This window comes from Parageobacillus sp. KH3-4 (genome assembly GCF_022846435.1).
Lineage (GTDB): Bacteria > Bacillota > Bacilli > Bacillales > Anoxybacillaceae > Parageobacillus > Parageobacillus thermoglucosidasius_A.
Map to the genome: position 1 here is coordinate 32,147 of NZ_AP025627.1, position 12,884 is coordinate 45,030.

Here is a 12,884-nt window from a genome sequence, read left to right on the forward strand (position 1 = left end):
GCCTGCGTCTATGAACGGATGCAGGAGAAATCAATTGGTTCCTTGAAAACTAGATAACCGAAAGGAAGAAGCCGGGAAGCGAAGGCGGCGAAGATAAAGCCGGGTTTCGCATGGTTAAGTTAGAAAGGGCGCACGGTGGATGCCTTGGCACTAGGAGCCGATGAAGGACGGGGCAAACGCCGAAACGCTTCGGGGAGCTGTAAGCAAGCGTTGATCCGGAGATGTCCGAATGGGGGAACCCACTGCCCGTAATGGGGCAGTATCCATACCTGAATCCATAGGGTATGGAGGGCACACCCGGGGAACTGAAACATCTCAGTACCCGGAGGAGAAGAAAGCAACCGCGATTCCCTGAGTAGCGGCGAGCGAAACGGGAACAGCCCAAACCAAGAGGCTTGCCTCTTGGGGTTGTAGGACCACTCAGATGGGAGTGACAAAGGAACGGGGTAGACGAAGCGGTCTGGAAAGGCCCGCCAGAGAAGGTGACAGCCCTGTAGTCGAAACTTCGTTCCCTCCCGAGTGGCTCCTGAGTACGACGGGACACGGGGAATCCCGTCGGAAGCAGGGAGGACCATCTCCCAAGGCTAAATACTCCCTAGTGACCGATAGTGAACCAGTACCGTGAGGGAAAGGTGAAAAGCACCCCGGAAGGGGAGTGAAAGAGAACCTGAAACCGTGTGCCTACAAGTAGTCAGAGCCCGTTGATGGGTGATGGCGTGCCTTTTGTAGAATGAACCGGCGAGTTACGATGACGTGCGAGGTTAAGTCGAAAAGACGGAGCCGCAGCGAAAGCGAGTCTGAATAGGGCGCGTAGTACGTCGTCGTAGACCCGAAACCAGGTGATCTACCCATGCCCAGGGTGAAGGTAGGGTAACACCTACTGGAGGCCCGAACCCACGCACGTTGAAAAGTGCGGGGATGAGGTGTGGGTAGGGGTGAAATGCCAATCGAACCTGGAGATAGCTGGTTCTCCCCGAAATAGCTTTAGGGCTAGCCTCAAGGGAAGAGTCTTGGAGGTAGAGCACTGATTGAGCTAGGGGCCCTCATCGGGTTACCGAACTCAGTCAAACTCCGAATGCCAACGACTTATCCTTGGGAGTCAGACTACGAGTGATAAGATCCGTAGTCGAGAGGGAAACAGCCCAGACCACCAGCTAAGGTCCCTAAGTGTACGTTAAGTGGAAAAGGATGTGGAGTTGCCCAGACAACCAGGATGTTGGCTTAGAAGCAGCCATCATTTAAAGAGTGCGTAATAGCTCACTGGTCGAGTGACTCTGCGCCGAAAATGTACCGGGGCTAAACGTACCACCGAAGCTGTGGGATGACCGATGGTCATCGGTAGGGGAGCGTTCTAAGTGCGCCGAAGCGAGACCGGAAGGACTCGTGGAGCGCTTAGAAGTGAGAATGCCGGTGTGAGTAGCGAAAACAGAGGTGAGAATCCTCTGCACCGAAAGCCTAAGGGTTCCTGAGGAAGGTTCGTCCGCTCAGGGTTAGTCGGGACCTAAGCCGAGGCCGAAAGGCGTAGGTGATGGGCAACAGGTCGAGATTCCTGTACCACCTCCTCACCGTTTGAGCGATGGGGGGACGCAGGAAGGTAGGGCGAGCAGGCTGCTGGAATAGCCTGTCCAAGCGGTTAGGCCGCCAGATAGGCAAATCCGTCTGGCAACAAGGCGGAGCCGTGATGGCGAAGGGACCTTTGGTCCCGAAGTCCCCGATCCTACACTGCCAAGAAAAGCCTCTAGCGAGGTGGGAGGTGCCCGTACCGCAAACCGACACAGGTAGGCGAGGAGAGAATCCTAAGGTGCGCGGGAGAACTCTCGTTAAGGAACTCGGCAAAATGACCCCGTAACTTCGGGAGAAGGGGTGCTCTCTTGGGTCTCAAGCCCGAGGGAGCCGCAGTGAAAAGGCCCAAGCGACTGTTTATCAAAAACACAGGTCTCTGCGAAGCCGAAAGGCGAAGTATAGGGGCTGACACCTGCCCGGTGCTGGAAGGTTAAGGGGAGCGCTTAAGCCGCAAGGCTGAAGGTGCGAACCGAAGCCCCAGTAAACGGCGGCCGTAACTATAACGGTCCTAAGGTAGCGAAATTCCTTGTCGGGTAAGTTCCGACCCGCACGAAAGGTGTAACGACTTGGGCACTGTCTCAACGAGAGACCCGGTGAAATCATACTACCTGTGAAGATGCAGGTTACCCGCGACAGGACGGAAAGACCCCGTGGAGCTTTACTGCAGCCTGATATGGAATTTTGGTATCGCTTGTACAGGATAGGTGGGAGCCTGGGAAGCCGGAGCGCCAGCTTCGGTGGAGGCGGCGGTGGGATACCACCCTGGCGGTATTGAAATTCTAACCCGCACCCCTTATCGGGGTGGGAGACAGTGTCAGGTGGGCAGTTTGACTGGGGCGGTCGCCTCCCAAAAGGTAACGGAGGCGCCCAAAGGTTCCCTCAGAATGGTTGGAAATCATTCGGAGAGTGCAAAGGCAGAAGGGAGCTTGACTGCGAGACGGACAGGTCGAGCAGGGACGAAAGTCGGGCTTAGTGATCCGGTGGTTCCGTATGGAAGGGCCATCGCTCAACGGATAAAAGCTACCCCGGGGATAACAGGCTGATCTCCCCCAAGAGTCCACATCGACGGGGAGGTTTGGCACCTCGATGTCGGCTCATCGCATCCTGGGGCTGTAGTCGGTCCCAAGGGTTGGGCTGTTCGCCCATTAAAGCGGTACGCGAGCTGGGTTCAGAACGTCGTGAGACAGTTCGGTCCCTATCCGTCGCGGGCGCAGGAAATTTGAGAGGAGCTGTCCTTAGTACGAGAGGACCGGGATGGACGCACCGCTGGTGTACCAGTTGTCCCGCCAGGGGCACCGCTGGGTAGCTATGTGCGGAAGGGATAAGCGCTGAAAGCATCTAAGCGTGAAGCCCCCCTCAAGATGAGATTTCCCATCGCGAAAAGCGAGTAAGATCCCTCGAAGATGACGAGGTCGATAGGTCCGAGGTGGAAGCGTGGCGACACGTGGAGCTGACGGATACTAATCGATCGAGGACTTAACCAAGCGGAAAAACGGAAGCCGCCCAGCGAAACGGTTTCTTCCAAATGGACGGTTATCTAGTTTTGAGGGAACGAATCTCTCTTGACAAAAGAGATGATTAAAATATAATAATACCTGTCAGAAATACTTGCCTAGTGACAATAGCGGAGAGGAAACACCCGTTCCCATTCCGAACACGGAAGTTAAGCTCTCCAGCGCCGATGGTAGTTGGGGCCAGCGCCCCTGCAAGAGTAGGTCGTTGCTAGGCAAGTTTATTTTATAAAGCACCCTACGAATAAGCAGGGTGCTTTTTATTATGTCGAGTCCAACTGCTCTGTTAAGTACTCTTAAGTACTCATAAAGCATGAACGGCACTTTTCTCTGCAGTTAACAATAAAGTTACAGAAAACAGCTGACTAAGCTTTTACGCTTAATCAGCTGTTTTTTATATTAGAAAATATCTCCGCTTCTCACATTTCCCTCTATTAAACTTAAGTGAAAAATGTGCATTCCCTAATCTGTTTTTGTTCATGTGGTGTTATAAAATTATAAGCATCTCTAATTTTTTACTATCTATATTAGTATAGAAACTTATGAATGTGGGAAAAATAAAGGCGGGAGGTGGAGAAGGTGGGTTCACCGATTATGGATAGAGATGGTATTGAAAGGGTATGTATCGTTTGTGAGCAGCCAAAGCGAGAAGGCATTCAAATTTATGATCAGTTTCTTTGTTTCGACTGTGAAAGGAAGATTGTGCAAACGGATGCGACTGATCCAAAATATAGTTTTTACGTAAAACAGTTAAGGAAAATTATATCTTCGAAAATATATTCATAGGGTCCTATCGATAGGACCTGTTTTATTTATATAAACATGTTTATACGTTCAACTTTCATATGGAATGGCTGGGAAATCGTATGTGTTTCTATTCAAGACAGTAAGGTTAATGATAATATATATCTTGTTATCTATGGTAAGATATTTGTTATTTGTGAATATGAAAGAGGAAAGAGGGGCATTCATGAATCAACAGCAAACTCCTTTATATACCGCTTTAAAACAGCATGATTCCATCCATCCATTTTCGTTTCACGTACCAGGTCACAAATATGGAACAGTATTCCCTATAGAAGCGAAAGATGATTATAAACAGTTATTAAAACTTGATGCGACTGAGTTGAGCGGTCTTGATGATCTCCATCATCCGGAATCGGTCATCGCCGAGGCGCAATCATTGGCAGCACAGCTGTATAATGTAGAAGCAACGTTTTTCTTAGTGAACGGTTCTACTGTTGGAAATTTAGCAATGATTTTTGCCGTTTGCGGAGAAAAGAAAAAGGTAATCGTGCAGCGGAATTGCCATAAATCGATTATACACGCGCTTCAATTAGTCGGAGCTACTCCTGTTTTTCTCCCTCCAGAGCTCGATGAAGACGTCCGTGTCGCCTCTTATGTAGCATATGAAACAGTGAAAAAGGCGATTGAACTTCATCAAGATGCCGCAGCGTTAGTGTTGACTAATCCAAATTATTATGGAATGGCGGTTGATCTTACGGAAGTCGTAAACATCGCGCATCGCTATCGTATTCCTGTGCTTGTCGATGAGGCACATGGCGCTCACTTTGTTATAGGGGATCCTTTTCCGAAAACAGCGGTCGCGTGCGGAGCGGACGTGGTTGTCCAGTCAGCGCACAAGACGTTGCCGGCTATGACGATGGGGTCGTATTTGCATGTAAATAGTTCATTAATAGATAAGGAGAAAGTAAAATATTTTTTACAAGTGTTCCAGTCAAGCAGCCCATCTTATCCGATAATGGCCTCACTTGACTTAGCAAGAAGCTATCTTGCCCGTTTAACGAGGAAAGATGTAGAGGACATTTCCAAGCAAATTCAACAGTTGAAAGATGCTCTTGATGAGATAGAAGGGATCGCTGTAGTTCATTCACAACACCCGTTTGTCAAGACGGATTTATTGAAAATTACCATTCAAACGAGAAGCAAGTTGTCCGGTTACGAGCTTCAGCAACGTTTGGAGCAAGAAGGAATTTTTGCGGAGCTTGCCGATCCGTTTAACGTTTTACTCGTATATCCGCTTGCAGTTGTTGATCGTTTAGAGGAAGTGATCGAAAAAACAAAGCGGGCGTTTCATGGATTAAGCTATAGCGAAGAGCTGCTAAATTCGTTCCGTTCTTTTTCTTTCTTGGCGTCTGCAAGTCCCGTTTCCTATAAGGAGCTAGAAACATTACCGAAAAAAGTGATTGACCTCGAAAAGGCTGAAGGGTTTATCGCTGCAGAAACGATCACGCCTTATCCGCCTGGAGTGCCTTTATTATTTACAGGAGAATGGATTAGTAGAGAGCATATTGAACAAATCAAGCAGTTAAAAAGTTATCACGCGCGGTTTCAAGGAGGAAAGTTTTTATCTTCTAATCAAATAGAAGTATATTCACTAGCAGAATAAGGGGGATATAAAGCATGAAAGGCCGTTTTTTTTCTTTCGAGGGGCCGGAAGGAGCGGGAAAAACGACGATAATTGCTATGCTGGAATCGTTTTTGCGGAAAAAAGGCTTTGACGTTTTAGCGACAAGAGAACCAGGAGGGGTTCGTATTGCCGAGGAAATTCGTTCTATTATTTTAAATCCAGCACACACGGAAATGGATGGCCGCACAGAAGCATTGCTTTACGCTGCTGCGAGAAGGCAACATCTTTTAGAAAAAATTGTTCCCGCAGTAAAAGCCGGTAAAATTGTATTGTGCGATCGGTTTGTCGACAGTTCTTTAGCTTATCAAGGATTTGCGAGAGAATTAGGGATTGATGAAATATTACAAATTAATCAATTTGCTATTGGTGGCTATTTTCCGACGTTGACGATTTATTTTGATCTTGACCCTAAAATAGGATTAGAAAGAATTCAAAAAAATAAACAGCGTGAAATGAATCGGCTTGATATGGAAAGTTTGTCTTTCCATTATAAGGTAAGAGAAGGATATTTAAAGCTAGCAGAACGGTTTTCTGACCGCATCATTACTATTGATGCTTCCAAATCGGTCGATGAAGTGTTTGCAATGACCATAGCGGCGGTGATGGACCGGATAGAAGAAAGATAGCAGCGGCATTTCCACGAAACAAAACATGATGAAAAAGACAAGGCATGTTAGAATAAAAATATAAAGGAATAAGCGAGTGATGAATGTGGCTATGGAATGGGAGCAGCTCGAACGATATCAACCTGCGGTAGTGAAAATGATTACAAAAAGTCTGGAAAAAGGGCGGATTTCTCATGCTTATTTGTTTGAGGGGCAGCGCGGAACGGGAAAAAAGGCGATGAGTCTTTTATTAGCAAAAAGCTTATTTTGTTTAAATCGCTCCGGGATAAAGCCATGCAATGAATGCCGAAATTGCCGCAGAATCGATTCCGGAAACCATCCGGATGTGCATGTCATTGAACCAGACGGGCAATCGGTGAAAAAAGAGCAAATTGAAATGCTGCAGCAAGAGTTTACAAAAATGGCGGTGGAGTCAGACCGAAAGCTATATATTATTGAGCATGCTGACAGAATGACAACGAACGCAGCGAATAGCTTGTTAAAATTTTTAGAAGAGCCTCGTCCAGGGACGGTAGCGATATTGCTTACAGAACAATATCACCGCATGTTGGAAACGATCATATCCCGTTGCCAAGTGTTCTCGTTTAAGCCAATTCCACCAGCTTTGCTTGCCAATTATTTGGAAGAACAGCAAATTCCGCCTCATATTGCTTTCCTTGCTGCACATGTGACAAACAATCATGAAGAAGCGCTCAGATTAAGCCGAGATGATTGGTTTGCGCAGGCGAGAAAAATAGTGTTACAATTATATGAAACGTTAAAGAAAAATGATTTGCAGGCACTTTTTTTTGTTCATGATCAATGGATGCCTCATTTTCAAGAAAAGCAACAAATCGATTTAGGATTAGATTTGCTTTTATATATATATAAAGATATGCTGCATATTCAATTAGGACAAGTTGACAAAATCATTTATCGTGATCGTCTTGATGATTTGCGACAATGGTCGCTTTCCTGTTCTCAACAACAAATTGTAAAAAGTATGGAAATGATTTTGCGAGCAACAGCGCGTTTAAATACAACCAATATGAGCGTACAGCTTTTAATGGAACAACTTATCCTTGACCTAAAGGAGTAAAGGAGGGAAAAGCGTTTGTATAATGTCGTCGGTGTCCGTTTTAAAAAAGCGGGAAAAATTTATTATTTTGATCCCGGAAAATTGACAATTCCTGTCGGGGAGTTTGTCATTGTGGAAACAGTTCGTGGAATCGAATACGGAAAAGTCGTTATTAGCAACAAGCAGGTTGATGAGAACGATATCGTTTTGCCGCTGAAAAAAGTGATTCGCGTCGCGGACGCAAAAGACAAATTAATTGTCGAGGAAAACAAAAAAGCGGCGCGGGAAGCGTACGATATTTGTTTAAAAAAGGTAGAAGAGCACGGTTTAGAGATGAAATTAGTTGATGTCGAATATACGTTTGACCGCAATAAAGTGATTTTTTATTTTACCGCGGATGGGCGCGTCGATTTCCGCGAACTTGTCAAAGACTTAGCAGCGATTTTTCGTACGCGCATTGAATTAAGGCAAATCGGTGTTCGCGATGAAGCAAAAATGCTGGGCGGGATCGGCCCGTGTGGAAGAATGCTTTGCTGCTCGACATTTTTAGGAGATTTTGAACCAGTATCGATTAAAATGGCGAAAGATCAAAACTTATCGCTCAATCCGACAAAAATTTCCGGTCTTTGCGGTCGGTTAATGTGCTGCTTAAAATACGAAAATGACGAATACGAAACAGCGAAAGAGCAGCTTCCTGATTTAGGCGAGTATGTGAAAACCCCTCATGGCCTTGGAAAAGTGATCGGATTGAATATTTTAGAACGAGTGTTGCAAGTGGAATTACCAGAACATGGACGGGTCGTGGAATATACGCTCGACGAGTTGATGAAAGATGGCACTTTACCAGTCCAAGCCACAGATTAATTGGGGTGGATTGACGTGGATAAGAAAGAAATTTTTCAGTCGGTAACAAGCATGGAGGAACAACTCAGCCATTTGTACCGCCAGCTTGTGCAATTAAAGGAATATGTAGCCGAGTTGCTTGAGGAAAACCATCATTTGCAAATTGAAAATGATCATTTGCGCCGCCGGCTCGAACAAATGAGCGAAGAGTTGGCGGGAGAAAAACGAAAAGAAAAAGATCATAAGCATAGCCATGAAAGAAAATTGATTGACATCGGCGAAGGATACGATAATTTAGCCCGCCTTTATCAAGAAGGGTTCCATATTTGCCATGTCCATTATGGAAGCGTCCGCAAAGAAGGCGATTGTTTATTTTGCTTATCCTTTTTAAATAAAAAGTAGGCCTTTCCGCATAAGGAGAGGTTATTTTTTTGATTGAGATAAGGAGGATGCGCGATGGTGGAATTGTATGACGATGAGAGGCTTGACTATCTTTTAAATGAAGAAATCCGCATTATTCAAAGTCCATCGGTCTTTTCCTTCTCCCTTGATGCGGTTTTGCTTGCGAAATTTGCTTATATGCCGATTCAAAAAGGGCTAATTGTCGATTTATGTACTGGAAACGGCGTTATTCCGCTGTTGTTAAGCATGAGAACGAAGGGAAAAATTATCGGTGTAGAAATCCAGGAGCGGCTTTGCGACATGGCAAAAAGAAGCGTAAAATATAACGGTTTGGAAAAGCAGATAGAAATTATTCACGGAGATATTAAAGATGCGCCGAAACAATTAGGATATAGTAAATATGACGTTGTTACATGCAATCCTCCCTATTTTCCAACGATCGGCAAGGAGGAAATGAACAAAAATGTTCATTTGGCCATTGCTCGCCATGAGATTTATTGTACGCTTGAAGATGTGATTCGCGTAAGCAGCCAACTATTAAAACAAGGGGGCAAAGCCGCATTTGTGCACCGGCCGGGAAGGCTTCTTGACATTATTACGCTAATGCGCGAGCATCGGTTAGAGCCAAAACGGCTGCGGTTTGTTTATCCGAAACTTGGAAAAGAGGCCAATACGATTTTGATTGAAGGCATTAAAGACGGAAATCCGGATTTAAAAATTTTGCCGCCGCTTATTGTATATAATGACGATAACGAATATACGGATGAAGTAAAGCAGCTGTTATATGGAATCATCCCATCGTAAAGGAGCAAGGACGAATGCTTTGGCAGCAAAAAAGCTTTGACGATAATAATAAAGGAACGCTATATATCGTTCCGACGCCGATAGGCAATCTTGAAGATATGACGTTTCGGGCGGTGCGCATTTTGCAAGAAGTAGATATGATTGCCGCGGAAGATACAAGGCAAACAAAGAAACTGTTAAACCATTTTAAGATTCATACGCCGATCATTAGTTATCATGAGCATAATAAATATACAAGCGGACCGCAAATTGTTGAGCGTCTGAAAGCGGGAAAGTCAGTAGCACTCGTCAGCGACGCAGGAATGCCGGGAATTTCAGATCCGGGCCATGAACTGATTGTTTCTGCCCTCGAAGAGCGGTGTCCGGTTGTCCCGCTTCCGGGTGCGAACGCAGCGTTAACCGCGCTTGTTGCATCGGGGCTATCGACAAACCACTTTTACTTTTTTGGTTTTCTTGAACGGACGAAGAAAGAAAAAAAGGAACAGTTAGAATCATTGAAAAAAATTCGTGAGACGATGATTTTTTATGAAGCTCCTCATCGCATGCAAGAAACGCTTATGATGATGCATGAGGTGTTCGGAGAGCGCCGCGTTGTTCTATGCCGCGAACTGACAAAGCGGTTTGAAGAGTTTATTCGCGGAAATCTTAGCGAGATTGTCGAGTGGGTAAAAATCCACGAAATTCGCGGGGAATTTTGCGTCATTGTGGAAGGGGCAAAGGAAACGAAGGAAGATGAAGAAACGGAAGCGTGGTGGCATTCGTTAACCCCGGTTGAGCATGTTGAGTATTATATTCAGAAAAAAAATTTTACGGCAAAAGAAGCGATTAAACAAACGGCGAAAGACAGAAATATGTCGAAGCGGGAAGTGTATCGGCAATACCACCATCAATAAAAAAAGAGAGTTTCTCTAAATACTAGAGAAACTCTTTTATTTGTTGTTATCGTTGTTAGATGATTGTTGTAGATGTTCTTGAATTTCTTTTAATAAAATTTCTGCACCTTCGCGGCTTAAAATAATTTTACCGCCGGCTAATTTGAAATTGTCATCAGAAACTTCGCCAGTGACGACACATGTCATATTTGGTTTATATTTTTTCAAAATGATCCGATCGTCGTCGACATAGATTTCCAATGCGTCTTTTTCGGCAATGTCTAATGTACGACGCAATTCGATCGGAATGACGACACGGCCTAACTCATCGACTTTACGGACGATACCTGTTGATTTCATGAAACGCTCTCCTCTCCATAAAATATTTTTTATTTCGCTAGGATTTATTCGTCAATATTCGACAAATTTCCTACACCCTAATCATATCAGTGTTTCCATTATACGTCAATCCTTTTATATGTAAAATTAAAAAAAATTGTATATTATTATTTTAAAAAAGATAATTGTTCTAAAAAAGTTAATGAGGGAATTTGGCTTGGAGCGTCTGTAGAAAAAGCAGGTAGTAGATCCCTTATGAGTCAAAACATTTAAGGGCAATGTCTAAAAGACATGGAATGACGACTGGAAACATCAATTTTTACCAATATAATTTTTACAAGTATATTTTTTTCAATAGGTGAAATAGATGTTTTTGTAGAATGAAAAAATTATGTAAAATAAAAGTAACATCGCTCTCGTCCGTCGGGCGGGGGCTTTTGTTCTAACAGAATAGGGAGGTATGAGGATGGAGAAAAAAACGTTTTATCTTACAACACCGATTTATTATCCGAGTGGGAACTTGCATATCGGTCACGCGTATACGACCGTAGCGGGAGACGCGATGGCGCGTTATAAACGTTTGCGCGGTTATGATGTCATGTATTTGACCGGCACGGACGAACATGGGCAAAAAATTCAGCGAAAGGCGGAAGAAAAAGGAGTAACTCCACAACAATACGTTGACGAAATTGTCGCAGGCATCCAAGAGTTATGGAAAAAACTTGATATTTCTTATGATGATTTCATTCGCACGACGCAAGATCGCCATAAAAAGGTAGTAGAGAAAATTTTTGCGCGTCTTGTCGAACAAGGAGATATTTATTTGGGCGAGTACGAAGGATGGTATTGTACACCGTGTGAATCGTTTTATACAGAGCGGCAGCTCGTTGACGGAAATTGCCCGGACTGCGGCCGCCCGGTCGAAAAAGTAAAAGAAGAATCGTATTTCTTCAAAATGAGCAAATATGTCGACCGGCTTTTGCAATACTATGAAGAAAATCCGGAGTTCATTCAGCCGGAGTCGCGCAAAAATGAAATGATTAACAACTTTATTAAACCGGGGCTTGAGGATTTAGCGGTTTCTCGTACAACGTTTGACTGGGGCATTAAAGTTCCGGGTGATCCGAAACACGTCATTTATGTATGGATTGACGCGCTCACAAACTATATTACGGCGTTGGGATATGGCACGGATGACGATGAGAAATTTCGCAAATACTGGCCGGCGGACGTTCATTTAGTCGGGAAAGAAATTGTCCGCTTCCATACAATTTATTGGCCGATTATGTTAATGGCGCTCGATTTGCCGTTGCCGAAAAAAGTGTTCGCGCATGGCTGGCTATTAATGAAAGACGGCAAAATGTCGAAATCGAAAGGAAACGTCGTCGATCCGGTCACATTAATCGACCGTTACGGATTAGACGCGCTGCGCTATTATTTGCTTCGCGAAGTTCCGTTTGGCTCTGATGGCGTGTTTACTCCAGAAGGGTTTGTCGAACGCATTAACTACGATCTAGCCAATGATTTAGGAAACTTGTTGCACCGCACGGTGGCGATGGTTGAAAAATATTTTGACGGCGTGATTCCGACATATTGCGGTGCAAAAACGCCATTCGACAACGATCTTGTCGAAACAGCGAAAAAAACGGTGAAACAGTACGAAGAAGCGATGGAGAAAATGGAATTTTCTGTTGCGCTTGCGACAGTATGGCAGCTGATTAACCGAACGAACAAATATATTGATGAAACGCAGCCTTGGGTACTCGCGAAAGAGGAAAGCAAAAAAGAACAGTTGGCGTCGGTAATGACCCATTTAGCGGAATCGCTTCGCCATGTTGCGATTTTGTTACAGCCGTTTTTAACGCGCACGCCGGAAAAAATTTTTGCGCAGCTTGGCATTGTGGATGAATCGCTAAAACAATGGGACAGTTTGTACGAGTTCGGCCTCATCAAAGAAGGCATAAAAGTGACAAAAGGAGAACCGCTGTTCCCACGGCTAGACATTGAGAAAGAAGTGGAATATATTAAAGCGCATATGCAAGGCGGTGCGCCGGAAAAGCAGACAGCGGAACCGCAAGCACCGAAAGCGGAAGAGATCACAATTGACGATTTTGCGAAAGTCGATTTGCGCGTTGCCGAAGTGGTGCACGCGGAACCGGTGAAAAATGCGGATAAATTGTTGAAGCTCCAGCTAGATCTAGGCTATGAAAAACGTCAAGTCGTATCAGGAATTGCCCAATTTTATAAACCAGAAGAACTCGTTGGTAAAAAGGTCATCTGCGTAACGAATTTAAAACCGGTGAAATTGCGTGGCGAATTGTCTCAAGGTATGATTCTCGCTGGAGAAGAAAACGGCGCGCTTTCCATCGCTACCGTTGATAAAACGATTCCAAATGGGACAAAAATAAAATAATGGCGAGCATAAGAGGTGTGGTG

The 12,884-nt window shown here is 44.8% G+C and carries 10 protein-coding genes and 2 rRNA genes; 11 read left to right on the forward strand and 1 reads right to left on the reverse strand.

Annotation, left to right across the window (positions count from 1 at the left end):
* Positions 1–112: 112 nt before the first annotated feature.
* From MWM02_RS00165 to rsmI, 10 genes are all read left to right on the forward strand, one after another.
* Positions 113–3,047, forward strand: a 23S ribosomal RNA gene (locus MWM02_RS00165).
* Between the two features lie 127 nt (positions 3,048–3,174).
* Positions 3,175–3,291 (forward strand): 5S ribosomal RNA (rrf, locus tag MWM02_RS00170).
* A gap of 377 nt (positions 3,292–3,668) precedes the next feature.
* Positions 3,669–3,860 carry a sigma factor G inhibitor Gin gene (locus tag MWM02_RS00175; RefSeq protein ID WP_420038591.1) on the forward strand — a complete coding sequence of 64 codons (192 nt, stop codon included), beginning with the start codon at positions 3,669–3,671 and terminating at the stop codon, positions 3,858–3,860.
* Between the two features lie 184 nt (positions 3,861–4,044).
* The gene (locus MWM02_RS00180) at positions 4,045–5,484 is read left to right on the forward strand and encodes an aminotransferase class I/II-fold pyridoxal phosphate-dependent enzyme (RefSeq protein ID WP_244402715.1); all 1,440 of its coding nucleotides are present in this window, start codon (positions 4,045–4,047) and stop codon (positions 5,482–5,484) included.
* A 14-nt stretch (positions 5,485–5,498) separates the two neighbouring features.
* The gene (gene tmk, locus MWM02_RS00185; protein WP_064550663.1) at positions 5,499–6,131 is read left to right on the forward strand and encodes a dTMP kinase; all 633 of its coding nucleotides are present in this window, start codon (positions 5,499–5,501) and stop codon (positions 6,129–6,131) included.
* Between the two features lie 85 nt (positions 6,132–6,216).
* Positions 6,217–7,209, forward strand: a complete 993-nt coding sequence (gene holB, locus MWM02_RS00190) for a DNA polymerase III subunit delta' (protein WP_244403571.1) — start codon at positions 6,217–6,219, stop codon at positions 7,207–7,209.
* A 15-nt stretch (positions 7,210–7,224) separates the two neighbouring features.
* A complete protein-coding gene (gene ricT, locus MWM02_RS00195; RefSeq protein WP_064550662.1) occupies positions 7,225–8,052 on the forward strand; it encodes a competence/sporulation regulator complex protein RicT in 828 nt (275 codons plus the stop codon).
* Positions 8,053–8,067: 15 nt separating this feature from the next.
* Positions 8,068–8,433, forward strand: coding sequence for a DNA replication initiation control protein YabA (gene yabA / locus MWM02_RS00200; protein ID WP_064550661.1), 366 nt, complete (start codon positions 8,068–8,070; stop codon positions 8,431–8,433).
* A gap of 54 nt (positions 8,434–8,487) precedes the next feature.
* A complete protein-coding gene (locus MWM02_RS00205; RefSeq protein ID WP_064550660.1) occupies positions 8,488–9,237 on the forward strand; it encodes a tRNA1(Val) (adenine(37)-N6)-methyltransferase in 750 nt (249 codons plus the stop codon).
* 14 nt (positions 9,238–9,251) lie between these two features.
* Complete coding sequence (rsmI, locus tag MWM02_RS00210) at positions 9,252–10,130, forward strand: 16S rRNA (cytidine(1402)-2'-O)-methyltransferase (protein ID WP_064550659.1); 879 nt, start codon at positions 9,252–9,254, stop codon at positions 10,128–10,130.
* Between the two features lie 36 nt (positions 10,131–10,166).
* Here rsmI and MWM02_RS00215 read toward each other — a convergent pair whose 3' ends face one another.
* Positions 10,167–10,469 carry a transition state genes transcriptional regulator AbrB gene (locus tag MWM02_RS00215; RefSeq protein WP_003247396.1) on the reverse strand — a complete coding sequence of 101 codons (303 nt, stop codon included), beginning with the start codon at positions 10,467–10,469 and terminating at the stop codon, positions 10,167–10,169.
* A 445-nt stretch (positions 10,470–10,914) separates the two neighbouring features.
* Between MWM02_RS00215 and metG the strand changes: the two genes are divergently transcribed.
* Positions 10,915–12,861 (forward strand): methionine--tRNA ligase, encoded by a 1,947-nt coding sequence (gene metG, locus MWM02_RS00220; RefSeq protein WP_244402716.1) that lies wholly within the window; start codon positions 10,915–10,917, stop codon positions 12,859–12,861.
* Positions 12,862–12,884 lie beyond the last annotated feature (23 nt).

What these genes read in the sequence shown, in the direction of transcription:
- MWM02_RS00215 (WP_003247396.1), bottom strand. Translation starts at nt 10,469, where the DNA reads ATGAAATCAACAGGTATCGTCCGTAAAGTCGATGAGTTAGGCCGTGTC.
- metG (WP_244402716.1), top strand. Translation starts at nt 10,915, where the DNA reads ATGGAGAAAAAAACGTTTTATCTTACAACACCGATTTATTATCCGAGT.
- MWM02_RS00205 (WP_064550660.1), top strand. Translation starts at nt 8,488, where the DNA reads ATGGTGGAATTGTATGACGATGAGAGGCTTGACTATCTTTTAAATGAA.
- tmk (WP_064550663.1), top strand. Translation starts at nt 5,499, where the DNA reads ATGAAAGGCCGTTTTTTTTCTTTCGAGGGGCCGGAAGGAGCGGGAAAA.
- MWM02_RS00175 (WP_420038591.1), top strand. Translation starts at nt 3,669, where the DNA reads ATGGATAGAGATGGTATTGAAAGGGTATGTATCGTTTGTGAGCAGCCA.
- MWM02_RS00180 (WP_244402715.1), top strand. Translation starts at nt 4,045, where the DNA reads ATGAATCAACAGCAAACTCCTTTATATACCGCTTTAAAACAGCATGAT.
- rsmI (WP_064550659.1), top strand. Translation starts at nt 9,252, where the DNA reads ATGCTTTGGCAGCAAAAAAGCTTTGACGATAATAATAAAGGAACGCTA.